General features: G+C 69.7%; 18 protein-coding genes and 5 tRNA genes. 10 read left to right on the top strand and 13 right to left on the bottom strand.

Going from position 1 to position 23,331, the window contains the following annotated elements; genetic code table 11:
• Nucleotides 1-39: 39 nt before the first annotated feature.
• Complete coding sequence (locus tag ABZ906_RS24325) at nt 40-1,251, bottom strand: alginate lyase family protein (RefSeq protein ID WP_361385809.1); 1,212 nt, start codon at nt 1,249-1,251, stop codon at nt 40-42.
• A 207-nt stretch (nt 1,252-1,458) separates the two neighbouring features.
• On the opposite strand from ABZ906_RS24325, the gene ABZ906_RS24320 reads away from it, so the two are divergent.
• The gene (locus tag ABZ906_RS24320) at nt 1,459-2,235 is read left to right on the top strand and encodes a TetR/AcrR family transcriptional regulator (RefSeq protein ID WP_361385806.1); all 777 of its coding nucleotides are present in this window, start codon (nt 1,459-1,461) and stop codon (nt 2,233-2,235) included.
• 62 nt (nt 2,236-2,297) lie between these two features.
• On the opposite strand, the gene ABZ906_RS24315 is transcribed toward ABZ906_RS24320, so the two are convergent.
• The 5 genes from ABZ906_RS24315 to ABZ906_RS24295 all read right to left on the bottom strand — a co-directional run bounded on the left by ABZ906_RS24315 (nt 2,298) and on the right by ABZ906_RS24295 (nt 7,809).
• Nucleotides 2,298-2,373: transfer RNA gene (locus ABZ906_RS24315), tRNA-Lys, on the bottom strand.
• A gap of 133 nt (nt 2,374-2,506) precedes the next feature.
• Entirely contained in the window at nt 2,507-4,078 is a 1,572-nt protein-coding gene (locus tag ABZ906_RS24310) for an amino acid permease (RefSeq protein ID WP_361385804.1), read from the bottom strand.
• Nucleotides 4,079-4,195: 117 nt separating this feature from the next.
• The gene (locus tag ABZ906_RS24305; RefSeq protein WP_361385801.1) at nt 4,196-6,445 is read right to left on the bottom strand and encodes a DEAD/DEAH box helicase; all 2,250 of its coding nucleotides are present in this window, start codon (nt 6,443-6,445) and stop codon (nt 4,196-4,198) included.
• Nucleotides 6,446-6,783: 338 nt separating this feature from the next.
• Nucleotides 6,784-7,356: a hypothetical protein gene (locus ABZ906_RS24300; RefSeq protein WP_361385798.1), complete on the bottom strand. Its 573-nt coding sequence runs from the start codon at nt 7,354-7,356 to the stop codon at nt 6,784-6,786.
• Between the two features lie 102 nt (nt 7,357-7,458).
• Nucleotides 7,459-7,809 (bottom strand): metallopeptidase family protein, encoded by a 351-nt coding sequence (locus ABZ906_RS24295; protein ID WP_190082831.1) that lies wholly within the window; start codon nt 7,807-7,809, stop codon nt 7,459-7,461.
• 59 nt (nt 7,810-7,868) lie between these two features.
• Here ABZ906_RS24295 and ABZ906_RS24290 point away from each other — a divergent pair, with 59 nt between their 5' ends.
• From ABZ906_RS24290 to ABZ906_RS24275, 4 genes are all read left to right on the top strand, one after another.
• Nucleotides 7,869-9,422, top strand: coding sequence for a metallophosphoesterase (locus ABZ906_RS24290; RefSeq protein ID WP_361385795.1), 1,554 nt, complete (start codon nt 7,869-7,871; stop codon nt 9,420-9,422).
• A 79-nt stretch (nt 9,423-9,501) separates the two neighbouring features.
• Nucleotides 9,502-9,574: transfer RNA gene (locus ABZ906_RS24285), tRNA-Glu, on the top strand.
• 39 nt (nt 9,575-9,613) lie between these two features.
• Nucleotides 9,614-9,688: transfer RNA gene (locus tag ABZ906_RS24280), tRNA-Asp, on the top strand.
• A gap of 27 nt (nt 9,689-9,715) precedes the next feature.
• A tRNA-Phe gene (locus ABZ906_RS24275) sits at nt 9,716-9,792 on the top strand.
• A 224-nt stretch (nt 9,793-10,016) separates the two neighbouring features.
• On the opposite strand, the gene ABZ906_RS24270 is transcribed toward ABZ906_RS24275, so the two are convergent.
• The 4 genes from ABZ906_RS24270 to ABZ906_RS24255 all read right to left on the bottom strand — a co-directional run bounded on the left by ABZ906_RS24270 (nt 10,017) and on the right by ABZ906_RS24255 (nt 13,269).
• Complete coding sequence (locus tag ABZ906_RS24270) at nt 10,017-11,183, bottom strand: ABC transporter permease (RefSeq protein WP_361385792.1); 1,167 nt, start codon at nt 11,181-11,183, stop codon at nt 10,017-10,019.
• Between the two features lie 29 nt (nt 11,184-11,212).
• Entirely contained in the window at nt 11,213-12,070 is an 858-nt protein-coding gene (locus ABZ906_RS24265; RefSeq protein ID WP_361385789.1) for a cytochrome c biogenesis CcdA family protein, read from the bottom strand.
• Nucleotides 12,067-12,831, bottom strand: a complete 765-nt coding sequence (locus ABZ906_RS24260; RefSeq protein ID WP_361385786.1) for a DsbA family protein — start codon at nt 12,829-12,831, stop codon at nt 12,067-12,069. Before ABZ906_RS24260 ends, ABZ906_RS24265 begins: the two co-directional genes overlap by 4 nt.
• Before the next feature lie 63 nt (nt 12,832-12,894).
• A complete protein-coding gene (locus ABZ906_RS24255; RefSeq protein ID WP_361193421.1) occupies nt 12,895-13,269 on the bottom strand; it encodes a hypothetical protein in 375 nt (124 codons plus the stop codon).
• Between the two features lie 84 nt (nt 13,270-13,353).
• Between ABZ906_RS24255 and hrpA the strand changes: the two genes are divergently transcribed.
• The 3 genes from hrpA to ABZ906_RS24240 all read left to right on the top strand — a co-directional run bounded on the left by hrpA (nt 13,354) and on the right by ABZ906_RS24240 (nt 18,050).
• A complete protein-coding gene (gene hrpA, locus ABZ906_RS24250; RefSeq protein ID WP_361385783.1) occupies nt 13,354-17,304 on the top strand; it encodes an ATP-dependent RNA helicase HrpA in 3,951 nt (1,316 codons plus the stop codon).
• Between the two features lie 95 nt (nt 17,305-17,399).
• Nucleotides 17,400-17,474, top strand: a tRNA-Asp gene (locus tag ABZ906_RS24245).
• 366 nt (nt 17,475-17,840) lie between these two features.
• Entirely contained in the window at nt 17,841-18,050 is a 210-nt protein-coding gene (locus ABZ906_RS24240) for a DUF6274 family protein (protein ID WP_361193425.1), read from the top strand.
• A gap of 609 nt (nt 18,051-18,659) precedes the next feature.
• On the opposite strand, the gene bldC is transcribed toward ABZ906_RS24240, so the two are convergent.
• Together bldC and ABZ906_RS24230 are read right to left on the bottom strand one after the other, a co-directional pair.
• On the bottom strand, nt 18,660-18,866 hold the full coding sequence (gene bldC / locus ABZ906_RS24235; protein ID WP_003949541.1) for a developmental transcriptional regulator BldC: 207 nt from the start codon (nt 18,864-18,866) through the stop codon (nt 18,660-18,662).
• 525 nt (nt 18,867-19,391) lie between these two features.
• Nucleotides 19,392-20,270 carry a hypothetical protein gene (locus ABZ906_RS24230; RefSeq protein WP_361385780.1) on the bottom strand — a complete coding sequence of 293 codons (879 nt, stop codon included), beginning with the start codon at nt 20,268-20,270 and terminating at the stop codon, nt 19,392-19,394.
• A gap of 208 nt (nt 20,271-20,478) precedes the next feature.
• On the opposite strand from ABZ906_RS24230, the gene ABZ906_RS24225 reads away from it, so the two are divergent.
• On the top strand, nt 20,479-21,561 hold the full coding sequence (locus ABZ906_RS24225; RefSeq protein WP_361193431.1) for a Glu/Leu/Phe/Val dehydrogenase dimerization domain-containing protein: 1,083 nt from the start codon (nt 20,479-20,481) through the stop codon (nt 21,559-21,561).
• Between the two features lie 290 nt (nt 21,562-21,851).
• On the top strand, nt 21,852-22,106 hold the full coding sequence (locus ABZ906_RS24220; protein ID WP_055568369.1) for a DUF3073 domain-containing protein: 255 nt from the start codon (nt 21,852-21,854) through the stop codon (nt 22,104-22,106).
• 131 nt (nt 22,107-22,237) lie between these two features.
• Here the strand turns inward: ABZ906_RS24220 and purM are convergent, their stop codons facing one another.
• The gene (gene purM, locus ABZ906_RS24215; protein ID WP_361193433.1) at nt 22,238-23,305 is read right to left on the bottom strand and encodes a phosphoribosylformylglycinamidine cyclo-ligase; all 1,068 of its coding nucleotides are present in this window, start codon (nt 23,303-23,305) and stop codon (nt 22,238-22,240) included.
• Between the last annotated feature and the right edge of the window lie 26 nt (nt 23,306-23,331).

The following is a 23,331-nucleotide window of genomic DNA, read 5'->3' as shown; positions in this document are numbered from 1 at the left end:
AATGAGCCCTCCTGGACCCTCATGGGCCCTCCTGAGCCCTCACACGTTCTCGGCATGCGTCAGCGTCTCCCAGGCGACGAACAGGCCGTCCGTTCCCTCGGGGCGCTGCTCGCGCGTGAGCTTCTCCGTCTCCGGCAGGTCGAGCTTCAGCCGTTCCCGCAGGTGGTTGAGGCCCACCTCGGTGTCGGGCCCCATGTCCCGCTGCACCTTGCCGCCGCACAGCCAGTCCGGCGCCTTGGCTCCAAGCTGGTACTTGGAGTGGAACTCGAGCGCGGCGAGCAGCCGCTCCTTGACCTCGCCGTACAGGTCCACGCCCTGATGCCAGGCCGTCTCCGCGATGTGCGCGGTGGCCGCCAGGGAGTAGCTGGCGTGCTTGAAGTTCCGGCAGGTCTCCTGGGAGAGGCCGTCGGCGAATGTCTTCTGCCCGAACCAGTACTTCCGGAGTTTGTCCGGTGTGTTGATGCCGCTGTTCGCGGGCGATACGGGCAGCGGCCCGTCCGACTTCAGATAGAAGTAGGCCGGGACGCGGGTCCTGAAATGCGTCACCGCCTTCTCGAAGGCTTCGTGGTCGTCGAGAAAGACCGCCATGTTGATGGTCGCGTCGGCCATCAGGAGATCCCAGTTGCCGTTGAAGTCGGCCGCGCCGTCGCGCACTTGGGGCAGGTAGGCGTTGCGCAGCATCCGCTCGAAGCGCAGGAGCTGGCCGTCGGTCCAGCCGTCGTAGGTGTAGCGCACGGCTTCGGCCGCGCGGGCCCAGGTGGAGGCGGCCCAGGCCGTCTGGAGGCCCGCGTTGGCCTCGGTGTGTTTGGTGATCACCCGCGACCAGGCGTCCATGATCTGTACGGCCTTCTCGGCATGCGCGCGCTCGCCCGTGACGTTCCAGAGCAGGGCCTGGGTGTAGGCGGCGATGGCGTCCTCGCGCTCCTCGACGCAGCCCTTTCCGGCGCGGTCGCCCGCCGGGCACCCGACGACGGCGTACGGCTTGGCCCGGTAGCCGGCCGCGCCGTACTTGCTGTCCCGCATCTGCTCGAACGCCGAGAGCCAGGGCTGCTCGCGCGCCTCGACGTGGGCGCGCACGCGCTTCAGCTGCGCCTTGCTGACGAGCACTCCGGGGTGTTCGAAGCCCAGCTCGGCGGGGCGGGCCCGTGCGGTCTCCCCGTCGGAGCCGCTGCCGGATCCGCCGCAGGCCGCCGCGAGGCCGACAAGGAGTGCCGCGAGCACCATCACGAGAGCCCGTCGTACGGAACCCATGCTGTACCTCCGGATCGGCCGCCTGGCAGGCTCAGCGTCACCCGCGGGGCGCGGGGCCGCAGGCGAGACGGGGCCGTTCGGGCGGTTCGGGCGCCTAGGACGAGAAACCGAACACCGTACGCAAACTCGTACACTGTTCGCCCAAGAGCTACGCTGACGGAACCCGTATCTGACGGAACCCGTAATTCGAGTGAGGGAGGACGCCGTATGCCGGCGGACAGCGCGAACGACAAGCAGGTCCTCTCGGTGTGGACCCGCCCCGAGCGACGGCGGCGGGAGCAGCCGTCGCTGAGCAGGGGCCAGATCGTCTCCGAGGCCGTCCGGCTGCTCGACGCCGAGGGCATGGACGCCCTCAGCATGCGCAAGCTCGGCACCCGCCTCAACGCGGGCGCCACCTCGCTCTACACGCACGTGGCCAACAAGGACGAGCTGATCGAGCTGGTCGTCGACGCGGTCTACGGCGAGATGCGCGTCCCGGACCCCGCGGAGCTCGAAGCCTCCACCGACCCCGAGGGCTGGCGGACGGCCACGGTCGCCTGCGCGGACACCATCCGCTCGACGATCCTCGCCCACCCCTGGATCGTCTCCGTGCTCGGCGAGACGGGCGTGGCCCATCTCGGCCCGAACATGATGCGGCTCACCGACGGCATGCTCGGCATGCTGGAGGCCGGCGGCTTCACCCTCGAAGAGGCCGACCGCGCGGTGAACACGCTCTTCTCGTACGTCATCGGCATGACGACCACCGAAGCGGCCTGGCTCACCTCGCTCGCCCGCAGCGGCAGGAGCGAGCAGGAGTGGGTCGAGCAGCTGCGGCCCGCGGTCGAAAAGTCGGTCGAGGCCTACCCCCGGCTGCGCGCTCTGTACGCCGCGCAGCGCGAGAGCCAGGCGTCCGAGACCCGCGAGGACAACTTCACCTACGGCCTCCACCGCGTCCTCGACGGCCTCGCCCTGCGCAGGAAGGGCGCCGCCACCGACCGGGGTTGAGGCGCCACCCACCGGCGTTGACGCCACAGGCCCAGGTCAGAAGCTTCTGACCTGGGCCTGAGTGGTAGACCGTGTGGGACTCGAACCCACAACCAATGGATTAAAAGTCCACTGCTCTGCCAATTGAGCTAACGGTCCGTGCGGATGCACCCCCCGAGCATAGCCGTCCGGGCCGCGCCGTCCGATCGGGTATCGGTTCCTTGGCCCGTCGCGCGCTCCGCGACGGGCGCGCGACGGGTCCGACGAGGGGTGGCCGGCGGCCGGGTGCCGGTCAGGGATCGGTCGGTTCCGGGGCCCCTTTCCGGGCCGCCTCGCGCGCCGCCGTGCGCTCGTGGTCCGGGTTGAGGAACCAGTTCCTGGCCGATGCCAGCCACCAGGTCGCGGCGAAGCCGAGGACGACCAGGACCGCGATCGGGGCGTAGTTGAAGGTCTCCCAGGTGATCGGCGAGACCTGCGGCAGCATGAAGAGGACCGTGATCACGCCGACCCAGGCCACCGCCACGATGCCGATCGGGCGTGAGAAGCGGCCCAAGTGCCAGGGCCCGCGCTCGAATTCCTCGCCCTTGCGCAGCCTGAGCAGGGTCGGGATGACGTAGGCGATGTAGAGGCCGATGACGGCGATGGACGTCACCGCCGCGTACGCCGTGACGTTGATCAGGTAGGGCAGACCGAGGACGAGCGCGCCCAGTGCCGCGAGCCAGACCGCCGCCACGGGCGTACGCGTACGCGGGTTGACCGAGTGCCAGATGTGCGAGAACGGCAGCGCTCCGTCCCGCGAGAAGGCGTAGATCATCCGGGAGTTGGCGGTCACGGACGCCATGCCGCAGAAGAGCTGCGCGCCGATGACGACGAGCAGGAGCAACTTGCCCGCGGTCGCCCCGAGCGCGTCGAGAAGAATCTGGGCGGGCGGCGCTCCCGTCGCCGACAGGCGGGCCCCGTCGTACGACTGGATGGCGAAGGTGAAGCCCAGGAGCAGCACGAAGCCGGCGATCCAGGACGTCCAGATGGACCGGACGATGCCCTTGGGCCCGGCGGTGGACGCGTCGTGCGTCTCCTCGGTCATATGGGCGGAGGCGTCGTACCCGGTGAAGGTGTACTGGGCCATGAGCAGCCCGATGAGCGCCACGTACAGCCCGCTGCCCCACCCCGTGTTGTTCACGAACTCGGTGAAGACGAAGGACGCCGACTGGTGCGAGTCCGGCGAGAAGGCGAGCGCGCCGACGATGACGGCGACCCCGAAGACGTGCCACCAGACGCTGACGCTGTTCAGGAGCCCGACGATGCGCACCCCGAAGGTGTTGAGCAGGCCGTGCAGTACGAGGATCGCGGCGAAGAGCATGATCGTGCGCCCCTCGGTGACCTGGAAGTCGAACTGCAGATTCAGGTAGGCGCCCAGGAACGAGGCCGCCCCGAAGTCGATCCCCGCGGTGACGGCGACCTGCCCGAGCACGTTGAACCAGCCCGTGAACCACGCCCAGGCGGCCGCGGTCCGCGACGGCGCGAGCCGGTGCGCCCAGAAGTAGAGCCCGGCGGAGGTCGGATAGGCGGAACAGATCTCCGCCATGGCAAGCCCCACGAACAACGTCATGAGCCCGACCCCGACCCATCCCCAGGTGATGAGGGCGGGCCCGCCGGTATTCATGCCGAACAGATACATGGTGAGGCAGCCGGACAGAACCGAAATGATCGTGAAGGAGACCGCGTAGTTGGAAAACGCGGACATCCGCCGGGCCAGAACCTGCGTATACCCAAGCTGAGCAAGCCGCTCCTCATCGGAACCGGGTGTCGAACCGGGTGTCGAACCAGGCGGTGGGCCGGGCGGTGAGCCGGGTGGTGGTTTCATGCACGAGCGTTGCCCACGACAGGGACATGACACACGTCACGTTTGGCATACGACAGCGGGCCCGCCCCCGAAGGGACGGGCCCGCTGCTTCAGTTCAGCCGGTCAGGCCGGGTGACGTCAGCCGTTGCGCTTCCAGCGCGGCTTGTCGTCGCGGCGGCCGAAGGAGCCGGTGCCCGTGCCGGAGCGGTCGCGGTTGAACGACGGGCGGTCGTGGCCGCCGGAGCGGGCGCCGCCCGCGGGGCGGTCGTCGCGGCGGTCACGGTTGAAGGGGCGGTCGCTGCCGCGGTGGCCGCCGGAGGGGCGGTCGTCGCGACGGAAGCCCGAGCCACCGCGGTTGTCGTCACGGCGGTCGCCGCCGCGGAAGCCGCCCGAGGGACGGTCGTCACGGCGGAAGCCCGAGCCACCGCGGTTGTCGTCACGGCGGAAGCCGCCACGGTTGTCGTCACGACGCTCGAAGGAACGGCCGCCACGGTCGTTGCCGCGGTCACGGTTGAAGCCGCCACGGTCGCCACCCTCGCGACGGTCGCCGCCACGGAAGCCACCACGGTCGTCACGACGCTCGAACGAACGGCCGCCACGGTCGTTGCCGCGGTCACGGTTGAAGCCGCCACGGTCGCCACCCTCGCGACGGTCGCCACCGCGGAAGCCACCACGGTCGTCACGACGCTCGAACGAACGGCCACCGCGGTCGTCGCGGCGCTCACGCTCGTAGTTGCCGCGCTCGTCGCGCTGCGGACGGCTGTACGAGGAACGCTCCTCGCGGGCGGCGACGGGCTGCTCCGGGACGGAGACAGCGGCCTCGACGACGGCCTCGGCGGCGGCGGTGGCCTCGGCGACCGCGGTCTCCGGGTCGTCGCCGCGCTCGCGGGCGGCACGCGCGGTCAGGCGCGAGGCCTCCTCGCGCAGCTCCGTCGCGCGGCGCGTCGCGCGCTCCAGCTCCTTGGTGAGGTCCTTGACCTCCCGCTCGGCCTGGGTCGCGGCGTTGCCCGCGGAGTCGGCCTGCACCTCGGTCATCGAACGGGCGCCGGTGATCTCGGCGACCTCCGGGTCGAAGGTGCCGCCGCCGTTGATGATGTGACGCGTGGCGTCGACGCCCGCGTCCTCCATCAGGCGGAAGATCTGGCGGCGCTGGTGCGGGAGCGAGAGCGAGACGACCGTGCCGCTGCGGCCCGCGCGGGCCGTACGGCCGGAGCGGTGCAGGTAGTCCTTGTGGTCGCCGGCCGGGTCCACGTTCAGGACCAGGTCGATGCCGTCGACGTGGATGCCGCGCGCGGCGACGTCCGTGGCGACGAGGGCGTTGACGTAGCCCTTCTTGAAGTCCTCGAGGACGCGGGTGCGGGCACCCTGCGTCATGCCGCCGTGCAGCGCGTCGGCCTTCACGCCGGACTCGCAGAGCTGCTCGGCGATACGGTCGGCGCCCAGCTGGGTGCGGACGAAGATGATCGTGCGGCCCTTGCGCGCGGCGATGGCGGCCGTGACGGGCGCCTTGTCACGGGGCTTCACGATGAGGATGTGGTGCGTCATGGTCGTGACGTTGCCCTGGGCGCTGTCGACCTCGTGCGTCACCGGGTTGTTCAGGTAGCGCTTGACCAGCGTGGAGATCTCGTTCTCCATCGTGGCCGAGAACAGCATGCGCTGGCCGCCGGAGGGAACCTGGTCGAGCAGCTCGGTGACCTCGGGCAGGAAGCCCAGGTCGGACATCTGGTCGGCCTCGTCGAGCACCGCGATCTGGGTGTCCTCGAGGGAGCAGGCGCCGCGGCTGATGATGTCGCGCAGGCGGCCCGGCGTGGCGACGAGGATGTCGACACCGCGCTCCAGGGCGTAGATCTGGTTGCCCATGGACGTACCGCCGCAGACGACCTTCATCTTCAGGCCGAGCACGTCGCCGTACGGCTGGAGCGCGTCCGCGACCTGCATCGCGAGCTCACGGGTCGGCGTGAGGATGACGCCGCGGGGCTTCTTCTTCTCGGTGCGGCCCTCGGAGGCCAGCGTCGCCAGCATCGGCAGACCGAAGGAGAGGGTCTTGCCGGAGCCGGTGCGGCCACGGCCGAGGATGTCCTTGCCGGCCAGGGCGTCCGGGATGGTCGCGGCCTGGATCGGGAAGGGGGTGGTGACGCCGTTCTGGGCGAGCTTGCGCACGACGCCCTCGGGCAGGCCGAGGTCGGCGAAGGTGGGGCCGGCCTCTGCGGTGTCGGCGTCGGCCTCGGTCTCGGCCTCGGTCTCGACGACGACCTGCTCGGCGGCTTCCACGACGTCCGCGGCCCGGACGGTCTCGACAGCCTCGGCGACGGCCTCGACCGTCAGCTCGTCGGTGCCGGTCGTCTCGTTCTCGGGCAGGACGGCGTGGTCAGAATGAGAAATGGACATGCGAAATGCGAAACCTTCCGGAGTCTCGGCACGCGCCCGTCAACTCCGTGATTTCGCAATGGACCGCCTCTATGCGGTCAGCCACGGCAAGGGAGAGTACGCGCCACGCGGCGCTCTTCTTTTTCGGCGCCGGGCAAATGGGATCAAACGATCTACCACCATACGCACCCACCCCCCCATAAGGCAAACCGCATCCTCCGGAGAGCCTTGGAATCCACCCCGCGCAGCGCGTCTCACCTGCGACAAATCGGGTTTAGGACAGGTGCGTATCCATTTCGGACAGAGGCTGAGACGGGGCCTGAGACGGAGACCGAACCGCACGCCCCCGGCTCCCGAGCCTAAGCGGGCCCGGCCTGCGGCGAAGGCTCCCGTGACCTGAACCCCGCCGACCGCTCCCCCAGCTGCGGCCCCTGCCCCGGCTCGTGCGCCGACGACGAGGGCTCCGGCGTGGGCTCGGGAGTGGGCGTCGGGGTCGGCTTGGGAGGATCGGGGGTGGGGGTCGACTTCGGCGGGTCGGGGTCGTTCCGCGTGGGCGTGGGCCGCCCGCCCTGCGTCGGCGCGGCCGGGTCGTCGCCGCCCCGCGAGGCGGAGGCGGAGGCACGGGCGGCGTCGGAACCGGACCCGCCGGGCTCGTCCGAACCCGCCTTGCCCTTGCCCTTGCCTTTGCCCTTGCCGTGCTTCCCGTGCTTGCCGCCCTTCGCGTCGCCGCGGCCCCCCTCACCGCCACCGGCCGAGCCGCCGCCCGACGTGGCACTGCCGCCGTCCGGGGCGGCCGCCGCACTGTGCTCGCCGGCGGAGCGCGCGGGGCCGGGCTCGCCGCCGCCGTCGTCGCCGACGCTCATGCAGCCGGCGGTCGCCATGACCGCCACGGCCGCCGCGGCCCACCGGACAGGAACGTACAACTGGCGCACGGCCGAGCACCTCCGAGGCGCTGAGAAGCGGGGACGCCCTACCCAACTCCCGTGCCCCGCAAGAGGACACGGACCGCGACCGCCGACCGTCGGCGGATCCCGTCAGCCGTATCCCAGGGCGTGCAGGCGCTCGTCGTCGATCCCGAAGTGATGTGCGACCTCGTGGACCACGGTGATCTCCGTCTCCGCGACGACGTCCTCGCGCGACTCGCACATGCGCAGCGTCGGCCCGCGGTAGATCGTGATCCGGTCGGGCAGTACTCCCGCGTACCACTCGCCCCGGTCCGTCAGCGGAGTCCCTTCATAGAGCCCGAGAAGCTCGGGATCCTCGGCGGGTGGTTCGTCCTCCACGAACACCGCCACGTTGTCCATCAACCGCGTCAACTCGGGAGGAATCCGGTCAAGCGCCTCGGCGACCAGTTCCTCGAACTCTTCCCGCGTCATCTCCAGCACACCCCCATTGTCGGCCACCGCCCCGCATAGCCGCCTCTTCCCCCGGGCATACCGGACCAATGGCCCGCGACTTCCGTGCGCTCGCCGCCCTCGTACGCCACTACCGCTCCCGCCACCCGCACCCGGTGAGCGAGCTCACCAGCCCTCCCCATCCGTACGGCCGCGCGGCGGGACTTGTCGCGGTCGTCCTGTTCGGTGCCTGGCTCGGCCTGCTGATCGTCGGCAGCGTGCACGCGCCGGTGGGCCCGATGGACACCCGGATGACGCTGCGCCCCTCGCTCACGGGCGGCACGAAGATCAACGTCTCCCCGCTCGGCGCCCTCGAACTGCGCTCGCACATCGCCCCCATCCGCCTGGACGTGGACGTGGACCGCCTGGACCCGGTCCGCTCCCAGGCGCTGGTCGACCACCCCGAGCGGCTCTCGGGTCTCCAGGACGAGGTGGCCGACGACGTCGGGCACGGCACGCTCGATCTGGCCGCCCGCTCCTGCGCCGCCGTCGTCGCGGGCGCCACGGGACTGGGCCTCGCGGTCTACCGGCGGCCGCGCCGGGCCCTGGCGGCGGGCGGACTCGCCCTCGCGCTCCTCGCGGCGTCGGGCGCGGCGGCGTACGCGACGTGGAACCCGAAGTCGGTCCTCGAACCGAAGTTCTCGGGCCTCCTCAGCAGCGCCCCTTCGGTGGTCGGCAACGCGCGCAACATCGTGAGCGAATTCGACGTGTATCAGCAGGAATTGGCACGCTTGGTCACCAACGTGACGAAGTTGTACGACGCGACGTCGACGCTTCCCGCGTACCAGCCGGACCCGTCCACGATCCGCGTCCTGCACGTCTCGGACATCCACCTGAACCCGGCGAGCTGGAAGATCATCGCTTCGCTCGTCGAGCAGTACGACATCAACGTCATCGTCGATTCCGGCGACACGATGGACCACGGCAGCGCGGCGGAGAACGCGTTCCTGGACCCCATCGAGGAGCTAGGGGCGCCCTACGTCTGGGTCAGGGGCAACCACGACTCCCGTACGACCCAGCGCTATCTCCAGCGCATGAAGAACGTCCATGTCCTCGACGACGGGGCGGCCGTGTCGGTGGCGGGGCTGCGGTTCGCCGGGACGGGCGATCCGCAGTACACGCCGGACCGTTCCGAGGCGCAGTCGCAGGGCAAGCTCTTCGAGGAGACGGCGGGCATCCGGCTCGCCTCCTCGCTGCGGGACCAGCGGGCGGCCGGCACTCCCGTCGACATCGCCGTCGCGCACAACCCCGACGCCGCGCGGAAGACGGACGGCGAGGTGCCGCTCGCCCTCGCGGGGCACGTGCACCACCAGGAGATGGAGGTCATGGACGGCGGCACGCGACTGCGCATCGAGGGGTCCACGGGCGGGAGCGGGCTGCGGGCGGTCGAGGGCAAGTACCCCGATCCGGTCGAGGCATCGGTCCTCTACCTGGACCGGGAGACCCGGCGCCTCCAGGCTTGGGACGAGATCAAACTGGGCGGGCTCGGCCTGACGAAGGCGGAGGTCAGCCGCCATCTGCCGAAGGAGAACCAGCCCGGCGCGACGCCTTCGCCGGCCCCCGGGGGCCGGTCGCCGGGGAGCGGTTCCCCGGCCCCCCGATAACCGTTTTGGCGATACCTCCCCGCATCCCATATGCTTCTCACGTCCCCGACGCGCTGCAAAGCGCCCAGGTGGGCCCTTAGCCCTCATCGTCTAGTGGCCCAGGACGCCGCCCTTTCAAGGCGGTAGCACGGGTTCGAATCCCGTTGGGGGCACGCAACACCTTGTGCGAGACTAGTGCTCGCACAAAGCATGGTCCTGTGGAGCAGTTTGGAGTGCTCGCCACCCTGTCAAGGTGGAGGCCGCGGGTTCAAATCCCGTCAGGACCGCTTGCAGATCACTCAGGTGAACTGCGTGGCTGGGTAGCTCAGTTGGTACGAGCGATCGCCTGAAAAGCGATAGGTCGCCGGTTCGATCCCGGCCCCAGCCACCACCCCGAAGGCCCCGTCCACTGGACGGGGCCTTCGCCGTTCCCGTGCCGGGCCGCGCCTGCTGCCCCGCAGCGACCGGCGATTACCCGCAGCCGGCAGCGCACGCGAGGGGGTGTGCCGGTATTTCCGCCCGGAGCACGGTTCGCAACACTCCCCAGCCGCAGCAAATAGGCGTCCACCGGCGGATGGCGAGGACGGACATACCGGCGCGCCCCCGCACCCACAGTCAGACGGCCCCCGCACCGCCCAAGCCGCCCGCAGCCGCATGTGCCGCCGGCTTCTCCCGGCCCCCCGGGTGCCGGTGGCGCCATACCCAGAAGACCGCGGAGGCCAGCACCGCCCATCCCGCGAGCACCAGGAACGGGAAGGCGTGCTGGCTCTCGCCGAAGTAGACCGCCGTGTGCTGGGCGTTCACCGATGCGCCCGGTGGCAGCCACTGTCCGATGTGGCCGAGTACGGACGGAAGCAGCGGCCACGACACCGCGCCGCCCGACGACGGGTTGCCGAGCAGCACCATCAGGCCCCACGTCGGAATCATCGCCCAGCGCCCGAACAGGGTGTTGAACATCGTGAAGACCATCCCCGACGTGAACATCGTCAGCGCCAGGATCAGCCAGGACTCGACGAACGGCAGATCCACCGCCCCCAGCCACCAGTCCACCACCGCCGCGATCACGAACCCGCCGAGCAGCGCGTAGAGGATGGTGAAGCCGATCCGCTCCGCCGGGTTGAGACCCCGCGCGTGCACGCTCAGCTGGATCGCGCCGACGAAGCCGATGATCACCGCGGCCAGCGAGATGTAGAAGATCGCGAGCCCCCGCGGGTCACCCTCCTGGAGCGGCTTGATGTCCTTCACCGTCACCGGCACCCCCACCTTCTCCCCGACCTTGGGCGCGGTCTCCTCCAGGACCTGGGCCACGGACGCCCCGGAGGCCCCCGAGACGTCGAGGGTCACCTTGCTGCCCGCCTCCCCGCCGCCCGGGGACACCGCGAGGATCGCGAAGACCTTCTGCTCCTCCATCGCGTCCCGCGCCGCGGCCACGCTGTCGTACTCGTGCACTTCGAGGGAGGCGTTCAGCGCCTTCTCCATGCCGTCGAGGAACGCCTTCCCCCGCGTCGCGTCCTGTGCCCCGACCACCGCCGTGGGGATGCGGTGCGGGGTCGGGTTCGCCATGGAGTACGTGTACGAGCCCGCGAAGAGCCCCGCCGCCGCGGCCAGGATGAACACCAGCACGATCGCCGGCAGGAACGGCGACTGTTTGAAGGCCTCCCACCGCTCGCCGCGCGTGGGAGGCCTCCCGTGGGCGCCGTGCTGGTGCTCTTCGCGCTCGGGCCGCCCGGACTCGGGCCGGTCGGGCGCGGGCCGCTCGGGCTCCTGCTGAGGGTGGGACATATACGTACGCTAAACCACCCAAAGCAGACTCACCCTCGCTCGGCCTCCACTGGCCCACGCCCCCTCCGGCGCCGCCCCCGAAGCCCCCGCACCCCGAACCCCACGCCCACAACAGTCACCACGGCGACCAGGAGCACCGAGTCAGGCACCGCCCGGCCCACGTCCCCGGCCCACCGCTCCACGGCGAACGAGTCGTCCACGTCGAGCAGCCCCGGCAGCGCGGTGGTCCCGTCGTACGCGAGGAAGAGCGCGCCCAGGGCCACGAAGAAGAGGCCCGAGAGGAGCGAGGTCGTATGCAGTTCGAAGCGGCCGATCCGGAAGGCGCGGCCCCGCAGCCAGCGCCGCCGCCCGAGGTCAAAACGCTCCCAGAGCAGCGCGAGCACGAACAGCGGCACCGCCATCCCCAGCGCGTAGACGGCGAGCAGCAGCCCTCCGTAGACGGGGCTGCCGCTCACCGCCGCCACGGTGAGGACGCTCCCGAGGATCGGCCCCGCGCAGAAACCGGCGAGCCCGTACACCGCACCCAGCGCGTACACGGACACCGCCGTGGTCGGCCGGATGCGTCCCGAGAGCTCGGCCATCTTCCGCGAGGCGAACCCCATGCCCACGACCTGCAGCACGCCGAGCGCGATGATCAGCCACCCGGCGACGAGCACCAGCTGGTCCCGGTGCCCGAAGAAGAACCGCCCGGCGACCGAGCCCGCCGCGCCGAGCGGCACGAGGGTCGTGGCGAGGCCCGCGTAGAAGATGCCGGTGCGCGCGAGCAGCCGTGAGGCCGAGTCGATCGAGTACGCGAAGAAGGCGGGGAGCAGCAGCGCGCTGCACGGGCTGATCAGGGCGAGGAGACCGCCCAGGAACGCCGCGAAGTACCCGACGTCGGCGGTCACTTCTTCGCCCCGGAAGACTTCGCCCTCTTCGCCGCCTGTTCGATCGCCTGGTCGAAGACCTCGTCCGGCTGCGCCCCTGAGATGGGCTGCCCGTTGACCAGGAAGGACGGGGTCGACGTGGCCCCGAGGCCGTACGCCTCCTCCTGGTCCTTCTTCACCGCGGCCTTGGCCCCGGCGCTGTCCGCGTCGTCCGAGAAGCGGCCGATGTCCTTGACCCCGGCCTCCTTCGCGAGCTCCTTCAGGCGGTCGCCCCCGAAGCCCTTCTCCTTGGCGCCTTCGGCGTACGCGGCCTCGTGGAACTGCCAGAAGCGGCCCTGCTGCCCGGCGGCCCACGCCCCGCGCGCGGCGGACTCGGAGTCCGCGCCGAAGATCGGGAAGTTGCGCCACTCGATGCGCAGGGTGCCGTCCTCGACGTACTTCTTCACCAGGTCGGGCTCGGTGTCGCGGGCGAATTTGCCGCAGTAGCCGCACTTGAAGTCGGCGTACTCGATGAGCACGACGGGAGCGTCCTCGGGCCCCTGCGCGAGCGGGTCCTTGCCGTCGCGCCGGGCGAGCTTGGCCAGCTCCGGGTAGACCCCGGCCTGCGGGTCGGCGGAGACGTCCGCGGCGGACTCCTCCTTCGCGGTGACCGAGGAGGGCTCGTCGGGCTTGGTGGCGCTGTAGGAAGCGGCGCCGAGCAGCAGGGCGGCGACGGCCACTCCCGCTCCGATGGCGATGTTCTTCTTGCGGGGGTTGCTGGACGTGCCGGGCTTCTTGGGCATGGCTGTGCGTTTCTCCTGTTGTGTACGTCGATTCGAGGGACCCCTGGCTGGGACAGGGGTCTCCTAGACGCGCAGAACGGAGAGTTCTATCGGGGTGGGCGGAGCGAGTACGGGCGGTGCGCGGCCGGGGGTGACGGCGAGGAATGCCTGGTCGGCGCCCCAGGAGCCGGTCGCGGCGTGGGCCTCGTACAGGGCGGGGAGCAGTTCGTGTGCCGAGCTGGGGCGCGGCGGCGACACCGGACGGCCCCCGCTGTCCTGCTGCCCGCCCTTGCCGCAGCCGGGCACGCTGTCGGCCTCGTGGACGAGGGAGGTCGCCGCGGGTCGCGGCTGCTGGTCCGCGGCGCTCGACGCGACGGCCGCGGGCCCGCAGAACGCCCCGAGCACGACGAGCAGCACCCCGAGGAAGGGGCACCACGGCAGACGCGCTCGGGACAACATGCCCGGAATCGTACGTCCCCTGGCGCCCCGCCAGAGAAATCGGTTCGCCACCTCCGAGCGGCGGGTGAGATCCTGGACGCCGATATGTCTACGCAGCCTGCCCTCACCCTCGACGCCCTCGCCCCCCGCCTGTCCGAGCTGTCGCTGCGCGACGAGCACCGGATCGGCCGCCGGCTCGAGGGTGCGCGCCGGATCCGCAAGCCCGAGGCCCGGGCCGCCGTCCTCGCCGAGATCGCGACGGACGTCGACAAGGCCGCGGCCCGGATGGCCGAGCGGGGCAGCCGTCTGCCCAAGATCACGTATCCCGAAGAGCTGCCGGTCAGCCAGAAGAAGGACGACATCGCCGAGGCGATCCGCGACCACCAGGTCGTGATCGTCGCGGGTGAGACCGGCTCCGGCAAGACGACGCAGATCCCCAAGATCTGCATGGAGCTCGGCCGCGGCCTGCGCGGCATGATCGGCCATACGCAGCCCCGCCGTATCGCGGCCCGTACGGTCGCCGAGCGCGTGGCCGACGAGCTGAACACCCCGCTCGGCGAGGCCGTCGGCTGGAAGGTCCGCTTCACCGACCAGGTGGGCGGCGACACGTACGTGAAGCTGATGACGGACGGCATCCTGCTGGCCGAGATCCAGACGGACCGCGAGCTGCGCGCGTACGACACGATCATCATCGACGAGGCCCACGAGCGGTCCCTCAACATCGACTTCCTGCTCGGCTATCTCGCCCAGCTGCTTCCCAAGCGCCCGGACCTGAAGGTCGTCATCACCTCCGCGACCATCGACCCGGAGCGCTTCTCCAGACACTTCGGGGACGCCCCGATCGTCGAGGTCAGCGGCCGTACGTATCCGGTGGAGGTGCGCTACCGCCCCCTCCTCGAAGAGGACTCCGAGGACTCGGACCGCGACCAGATCACCGCGATCACGGACGCCGTCGAGGAGCTCCAGGGCGAGGGCAAGGGCGACATCCTCGTCTTCCTCTCCGGGGAGCGCGAGATCCGGGACACGGCGGACGCGCTCAACAAGAAGAACTACAGATTCACCGAAGTCCTCCCCCTCTACGCCCGTCTGTCGCACGCTGAGCAGCACCGCGTCTTCCAGCAGCACACGGGCAGACGCATCGTCCTCGCGACGAACGTCGCCGAGACCTCCCTGACCGTGCCGGGCATCAAGTACGTGATCGACCCGGGCACGGCCCGCATCTCCCGCTACAGCCACCGTACGAAGGTGCAGCGGCTGCCCATCGAGGCAATCAGCCAGGCCAGCGCCAACCAGCGCAAGGGCCGCTGCGGCCGTACGTCCGACGGCATCTGCATCCGCCTCTACTCGGAGGACGACTTCGTCGCACGCCCCGAGTTCACGGACGCGGAGATCCTGCGCACGAACCTCGCATCCGTCATCCTCCAGATGACGGCGGCCGGTCTCGGCGACATCGAGAAGTTCCCCTTCATCGACCCGCCGGACCACCGCAACATCCGTGACGGCGTCCAGCTCCTCCAGGAACTGGGCGCGCTCGACCCGAAGCAGAAGGACCCGAAGAAGCGCCTCACCGAGCAGGGCCGCAAACTGGCCCAGCTGCCGGTGGACCCGCGCCTGGCCCGCATGGTCCTGGAGGCCGACAAGAACGGCTGCGTGCGCGAGGTCATGGTGATCGCCGCCGCCCTCTCCATCCAGGACCCGCGCGAGCGCCCCGCCGAGAAGCAGACGCAGGCCGACCAGCAGCACGCGCGCTTCAAGGACGAGACGTCCGACTTCCTGGCCTTCCTCAATATGTGGCGGTACATCCGCGAGCAGCAGAAGGAGCGCGGCTCGTCCTCGTTCCGCCGGATGTGCAAGTCGGAGTACCTCAACTTCCTGCGGATCCGCGAGTGGCAGGACATCTATACGCAGCTGCGCACGGTCGCCAAGCAGATGGGGATACAACTCAACGAGGACGACGCGCCCGAGCAGCACGTCCACATCTCGCTCCTGTCCGGCCTGCTCTCCCACATCGGGATGAAGGACGTGAAGGACGGCGCGAAGAACGAGTATCTGGGCGCCCGTTCGGCGAAGTTCGCGGTCTTCCCCGGCTCCGCGCTCTTCAAGAAGCCCCCGCGCTTCATCATGTCCGCGGAGCTGGTGGAGACCTCGCGCCTGTGGGCCCGCGTCAACGCGAAGATCGAGCCCGAGTGGGTCGAGCCGCTCGCCCAGCATCTGCTCAAGCGCACGTACAGCGAGCCGCACTGGGAGAAGGACGCGGCGGCCGTGATGGCGTACGAGAAGGTGACGCTGTACGGCGTCCCGATCATCGCCCAGCGCAAGGTGAACTACGGCCGCATCGACCCCGAGGTCTCCCGCGACCTGTTCATCCGCAACGCCCTCGTCGAGGGTGACTGGCGCACGCACCACAAGTTCTTCGCCGCCAACCGCAAGCTCCTGACCGAGGTCGAGGAGCTGGAGCACCGGGCCCGGCGCCGCGACATCCTCGTCGACGACGAGACGCTCTTCGACTTCTACGACCAGCGGGTGCCCGAGGACGTCGTGTCCGGCGCGCACTTCGACTCCTGGTGGAAGAAGAAGCAGCGCGAGGAGCCCGAGCTGCTCGACTTCGAGCGCTCGATGCTGATCAATGAGCGCGCGGGCGACGTGTCGAAGGACGACTATCCCGATACGTGGCGTCAGGGGCCGCTCAAGTTCAAGGTGACGTACCAGTTCGAGCCGGGCGCGGACGCGGACGGCGTCACGGTGCACGTGCCGCTCCAGGTCCTGAACCAGGTGACGGCGGACGGCTTCGACTGGCAGATCCCGGGCCTGCGCGAGGAGGTCGTGATCGAGCTGATCCGCTCCCTGCCGAAGCCGATCCGCCGGCATTACGTGCCCGCGCCCAACTATGCGAAGGCGTTCCTGGAGCGGGCCGTACCCCTCCAGGAGCCGCTGCACGTGACCCTGGCGCGCGAGTTGCAGCGGATGGTCGGGGTGCCGGTGTCTCCGGACGACTTCGACCTCTCCCGCGTACCGGACCACCTGAAGATCACCTTCCGGATCACCGACGAGCGGCGCAGGAAGCTCTCCGAGGACAAGGATCTGGAGGCGCTCAAGCTCCAGCTCCGCCCGAAGGCGCGCAAGGCGCTGTCGCAGGCCGCGGCCGCGACGGCGGAGCGGACGGGCGGCTCGGCGGTCGAGCGCTCCGGGCTCACGGACTGGTCCATCGGCTCCCTCAGCCGCGTCTTCGAGACGCGTCGCGCGGGCCAGCCGGTGAAGGCGTTCCCCGCGCTCGTGGACGACGGCTCCGACGCGAACACCGTCTCCGTACGGCTCTTCGACACGGAGGCCGAGCAGCAGCAGGCGATGTGGAAGGGCACGCGCCGGCTCATCCTGCGCAACATTCCGGTCAATCCGGCCAAGTTCGCCTCGGACAAGCTGACCAACGCCCAGAAGATCGCCCTGTCCGCGAACCCGCACGGCTCCATCCAGGCGCTCTTCGCCGACTGCGCGATGGCGGCGGCGGACAAGCTGATCGGTGACTTCGGGGGACCCGCCTGGGACGAGGAGTCGTACCGCAAGCTGTACGAGAAGGTGCGCGCCGAGATCGTCGACACCACCGTCCGTACGGTGAGCCAGGTCCAGCAGGTGCTCGCCGCCTGGCAGGCCTGCGAGCGGCGCCTGAAGTCGACGAAGAGCCCGACGCTGCTGCCCAACCTCACGGACGTCCGCGCCCAGTTGGACGCGCTCATCGGCCCCGGCTTCGTCACGGCCACGGGGATTCGCCGCCTGCCGGACCTGATGCGCTACATGGTGGCCGCCGACCGGCGCCTCCAGCAGATGCCGACCAACGTCCAGCGGGACACGTCACGCATGCAGAAGGTCCACGAGATGCAGGACGAGTACGCCTGGCTCCTGGAACAGCTCCCGCAGGGGCGGCCCGTCCCCAAGGAGGTCCTGGACATCCGCTGGATGCTGGAGGAGCTCCGGGTCAGCTATTTCGCGCACGCGCTCGGCACGGCGTACCCCATCTCGGACAAGCGGATCGTGAAGGCCGTCGACGCCGCCGCACCGTGATCACCCGGGCACCCTGGGTGAGTTCGACCGCCGGGCCTGCGCTGCTGTAGAGTCCTGTCTCGCAGCGCAACGCAGCAATCAGCGCCGCAAAGCAAGGTCCTGTGGAGCAGTTTGGAGTGCTCGCCACCCTGTCAAGGTGGAGGCCGCGGGTTCAAATCCCGTCAGGACCGCAGTAGAAGAAGGGCCGCACCGGCAAAGGTGCGGCCCTTCTTGCGTTCCCCCTCCCCTCCGCCAAGCCCGGAGGCCGCGCCCGCGGCGGAGCCGCAATCCAACACAGCAAATCCCGTCAGGACCGCAACACCCAGAAGGGCCGCACCTACCAAGGTGCGGCCCTTCTTGCGTCTCCGCCCACCCCTGGCCCCCTCGCCGCCAGCAAATCCCGTCACGACCGCAGCGCCCAGACGTGAGTGGGGCCCACCGGCGCATAGAGCCGCCCCCCCCTCGCGCCCCGCCCCGCGTCTTGACTGCTTCGCGCTCCGCCGGTACCCAGGCAGCAGGGAGCGGGGCGGGACCGGGTTTCCTTTTGGAGGTGGCGTATGGCGGCTTCGGCGGCGTCCGCACGGCACGAGACACGCGCTCTGCTCCGCGCCCACCTCTCCGCGGCGATGAGCTACCGCCATCTGACCCGGCACTGCCCGATCTGCCACCGTCTGGAGCGCCTGGCCCTGGAGACCTCTCCCGCGGCCCAGAGCGACTGTGAGGGCGACCTGGAGGCGGACGAGGACGAAAGTCCCCCGAACGCGTGACCAAAGCCGACCCGCGACCCACCCCGGTGGTGGCAGGGTGAGGGATAGGCCCTCGGGGTTCAGGGTTCGGGGGTCCTCGGCCAACTCCCCCGAACAGCCCGCGATCTCCTCTAACTCAGAGACATCGCGGGCAACAAGGCTCACGGCGTGTGACGGGTGTCACCGAACTTCTTTTGGAAACCCCGGAACTTACACCCGTCTTACAACCAGTCAATTTAATATGTGCAATTGCACCGCCCCGCAGCCACCCCGCCCAACGTCCGCCCGGACACCACAAGGCCGCCGCGGGGACGGTACGGAGCCGGCGCCACAGCCTCCCCACAGCGCGGCGACAGCACCCCCCAGAGACCAACAAGCCCGCTCACAGCGGCACTCACCAGCACTCATCGGCGGGCTCATCGGCGGGCCCATCGGGCGCTCAAAAAAGATCGCGCTGGACCCGGCGGAGTCCAGCGCGATCTTCAGACGACTCACCCATGAGGCTCAGGCGTGGGACCCGTTGGGGCGGGACCCGCGTCGCATGTAGCTAAAAATCGGACGTTGCGGCCGGATTGGGGGACCCAGCAGCGGTCGTACTTTTTCGTCCGGGTACTGCGGTTATGCGGTAATTCAGGCCTCGCTGCGCTGCTGCGGGATACCCGCGAGCAGTGCGCGGACCTCAGCCTCGCGGTAACGGCGATGGCCGCCGAGCGTGCGAATCGACGTGAGCTTGCCAGCCTTGGCCCAGCGCGTAACCGTCTTGGGGTCGACGCGGAACATCGTGGCAACCTCAGCCGGGGTCAGCAGCGGCTCGGCATCAGGGGTGCGAGCGGTCATGAGCGGCCTCCTCGGAGAACCGAACCTTCTCGGTTCATTCCTCTAAATTCTGCACCTTGACCCGCGTTGCCCGAAATGGCGGACGCGAGTCGAGTCGGTTATAGGACGAACGGCTTGTCCTCGGCACTACAACTACACCATCCGTCCAGCCACGTCGGCCAAACCGATGGAATTGCCCTCCCAGGTGTCTATCAGCGACGGAAGCCGATGGACCATGCCATAGCGGACAGTCACGCCACAGTGACGATCAGTCACAGAGCGATCAGGAGTCAACAGACCCCCCATTAGCGTGCAATGCTGAGTATTCCGCCCAGACATGGACGGAAGGAGCCCTCCCCGGACTCCTTGTCCTATTTTGGCACGAGGGTGGGTGATGGGCGCAAGGGCGCAGTAAGTGCGGTCCGTCACGCTTGACACAAAAGCCCGGATCGGGACCAACGTCCTGTGTAGGCGCCGCGTATGGATGACGGGACGCCTGACGGGATGAAGACCTACGGGATGACCTACGGACGGCCCGGCTGACGCTCAGTTCGAGAACTGACGGTCCCGGACCGCCTTCCATCGCTCCATGAGCCTCGCATACGCCTCGCCGGCCCCCTCGCCGTCGCCGTTGCGCAGCGCCTCGATTCCTTCCGCGACATCCGCCGCCGAGTGATCCTCGTCGAGCTGCTCCTCGGACAGGGAGTGCACGAGCCCGCCGTAGTCGAGCTCGACCAGCGAGCGCGGATGGAACTCCTCCAGCCACCGGCCCACGTCCATGAGCCCGTCGACGAGCGGCCCGTCGTCGATCGTGTCCCGCAGCGTCCTGAGCCCGCGGGCCACCCGGCGCCGCGCCTGCACCATCGGCGTGCGGTAGCGCAGGACGGGGGCGCAGGCCACCTCCTCGCCCGCCCCGCCGTCTCCGGTCCCCTTCTCGTACCCCTTCTCGAACTGACGCTCCTCGTCCGAGACGAGCACGAACCAGTTCAGCGGGACCTGCCACGTCGACGTACGGATCCAGGGGCGGGCGTCGGGGTTCCTGGCGAGCCACTGCTCGTAGTCCGCGGCCGTCTGGCGGCGCACCACCGGCGGCAGGACCGCGTCGAGCACCGGCGTCGGCAGCTGTCCCGGCAGCTCCCCCAGGGCCTGCCAGCCGCGCAGCCGGGTGCGCCAGGGGCAGACGCACACCACCCCGTCGGCCTCCACCACGAACGCGTCGCTGCTCTCGTGCACCGGCACGGGGACGGGCGGTGTGGGCAGCAAGTCCGCCAGGGAGCGCCGGAGTTCGTCCTGGTACGAGGGGCGGTCGGGGCGACGCGCGTAGCGCGCCCAGTGGCCGCGCTCGGGTTCCGGGAAGGCAGCGAGTGGCTCATAAACGCGCAAGTAGGACGCGTACGGGACAACCAATGAAGACACCTTGGGCACGGCTGCTCCCTCCCCCGCCTACCGGCTGGAAAACACTGCAAATCGTGCCATGGCCGAACTCCATCGTGCTTCCAGCGCGACAGGAGAGGGTGATCCTCGGCACTGCGCGGTCAGCGGGTTCTCCCAGGCTCTAGTCTCATGCCCAATGGGCCCCGCCACCCGCACGGGCGCCCGCCTAACCGCCGCCACTTGACCGGGAGTCACCACCGTGACCGAAGCAGACAACGGCGTCCTGCACACCCTGTTCCACTCGGACCAGGGGGGCCATGAGCAAGTAGTGCTCTGCCAGGACCGTGCCAGCGGCCTCAAGGCCGTCATCGCCATCCACTCCACCGCCCTGGGCCCCGCCCTCGGCGGCACCCGCTTCTATCCGTACGCGAGCGAGGAAGCCGCCGTCGCGGACGCGCTGAACCTCGCGCGCGGGATGTCGTACAAGAACGCCATGGCCGGTCTCGACCACGGCGGCGGCAAGGCCGTGATCATCGGTGACCCGGAGCAGATCAAGAGCGAGGAGCTCCTGCTCGCCTACGGCCGCTTCGTGGCCTCGCTCGGCGGCCGCTACGTGACGGCGTGCGACGTCGGTACGTACGTCGCGGACATGGACGTCGTCGCGCGCGAGTGCCGCTGGACGACGGGCCGCTCCCCCGAGAACGGCGGCGCGGGCGACTCGTCCGTGCTCACCGCCTTCGGTGTCTTCCAGGGCATGCGGGCCTCGGCCGACCACCTGTGGGGCGACCCGTCGCTGCGCGGGCGCAAGGTCGGCATCGCGGGCGTCGGCAAGGTCGGCCACCACCTCGTGGAGCACCTCCTGGAGGACGGCGCCGAGGTCGTGATCACCGATGTGCGCGAGGAGTCCGTGAACCGGATCATCCACAAGCACCCCTCCGTGACGGCCGTCGCCGACACCGAGGCGCTGATCCGGGTCGAGGGCCTGGACGTGTACGCCCCCTGCGCGCTCGGCGGCGCCCTGAACGACGACTCCGTGCCGGTGCTCACCGCGAAGGTGGTCTGCGGCGCCGCCAACAACCAGCTCGCGCACCCCGGCGTGGAGAAGGACCTCGCCGATCGCGGGATTCTCTACGCGCCCGACTACGTGGTGAACGCAGGCGGCGTGATCCAGGTCGCCGACGAGCTGCACGGCTTCGACTTCGACCGGTGCAAGGCGAAGGCGTCAAAGATCTTCGACACCACTCTTGCCATATTCGCTCGCGCAAAGACGGATGGCATTCCGCCGGCTGCCGCGGCCGACAGGATCGCCGAACAGCGGATGGCGGAGGCCCGCCGCCCCTGACCCCGTAAGACCCCTCGGAAGGCCCCGCCGACGTGCGCGAGAGACAAGACTCACCCCCGTCGGCGGGTCGCCCGGCAAGAAGAGGTTAAAATCGCAGTTGACCAGCGAGGACAGGGCTCCTCGCGGGTTCTGCGCCGAGGCGCGTCCTGCGGGCGACGTACCGTATGGCCGCAGGAGCAGGTACCGTGGAAGCCCTACGGACCGGCCTCTCCACGGAGAGCCCGTTCCTGATCATGAACGCGTGTCAAGACTCTGGGGTCACCAAGCCCCATATCCGAGGGGGTCGAGCCATGGGGCGCGGCCGGGCAAAGGCCAAGCAGACGAAGGTCGCCCGCCAGCTGAAGTACAGCAGCGGCGGGACTGACCTCTCGCGTCTGGCCAATGAGCTGGGCGCTTCGACTTCGCAACAGCCGCCGAATGGCGAGCCGTTCGAGGACGACGACGAGGAAGACGACCCGTACGCCCAGTACGCGGATCTGTATAACGACGACGAGGACGAGGACTCCGACGAGTCCGGTCCTTCGTCGCAGCGCCGCGGCGCTTGACCTCGTTGCATTCGCAGCATTCAGAGCACGTGCAGCATTCGCAGTTGGCGTAGCAACTGCACTTCACCCGGTCCGGGGTGGTCATCACACCGGACCGGGTTTTGTGCTGCTCCCGCAAGCGGCTCACCCGCCTACTTCGCGTAGTCACCGATCAGCGCCGCGCCCTCGGTGTGGTCGCCGCGCTCGGTGATCTCACCGGCGATCCAGGCGTCCACGCCGCGGTCCGCGAGGGTCGTGAGGGCCGCGTCCGCGGACTCCTCGGGGACGATCGCCATCATGCCGACGCCCATGTTCAGGGTCTTCTCCAGCTCCAGGCGCTCGACCTGACCGGCCTTGCCGACCACGTCGAAGATCGCGCCGGGTGTCCACGTCTCGCGGTCGACGATCGCGTGCAGACCGTCCGGGATGACCCGGCCCAGGTTCGCCGCGAGGCCGCCGCCCGTGATGTGGCTGAAGGCGTGGACGTCCGTGGTGCGGGTGAGCGCCAGGCAGTCCAGGGAGTAGATCTTGGTGGGCTCCAGGAGCTCCTCGCCGAGCGTACGGCCGAACTCCTCGACCTGGCGGTCCAGGGCCCAGCCCGCGCGGTCGAAGACCACGTGACGGACGAGCGAGTACCCGTTCGAGTGAAGACCGGAGGACGCCATGGCGATCACCGCGTCACCCTTACGAATGCGATCCGGACCAAGGACACGGTCGGCCTCGACCGCGCCCGTGCCGGCGCCCGCGACGTCGAAGTCGTCCGGGCCCAGGAGGCCGGGGTGCTCGGCCGTCTCGCCGCCGATGAGGGCGCAGCCGGCGAGCACACAGCCCTCGGCGATGCCCTTCACGATGGCCGCGACGCGCTCGGGGTGGACCTTGCCGACGCAGATGTAGTCGGTCATGAAGAGCGGCTCGGCGCCGCACACCACGATGTCGTCCATGACCATCGCGACCAGGTCGTGCCCGATGGTGTCGTACACGCCGAGCTGGCGGGCGATGTCGACCTTCGTGCCGACACCGTCGGTGGCGGAGGCGAGCAGGGGGCGCTCGAAGCGCTTGAGGGCGGAGGCGTCGAAGAGTCCGGCGAAGCCGCCGATGCCGCCGAGGACCTCGGGGCGCTTCGTCTTCTTCACCCACTCCTTCATCAGCTCGACGGCGCGGTCGCCCGCTTCGATGTCTACGCCTGCGGCTGCGTAGCTGGCACCAGTGGTCTCAGGCATGGGGGATGAGAGCTTTCGTGTCGTTA

Origin of the sequence: Streptomyces sp. NPDC046925 (genome assembly GCF_040644915.1) — a bacterium.
Lineage (GTDB): Bacteria > Actinomycetota > Actinomycetes > Streptomycetales > Streptomycetaceae > Streptomyces.
Note: the sequence above shows the minus strand (reverse complement) of the source record. Positions and strands in the feature narration are given on the sequence as shown.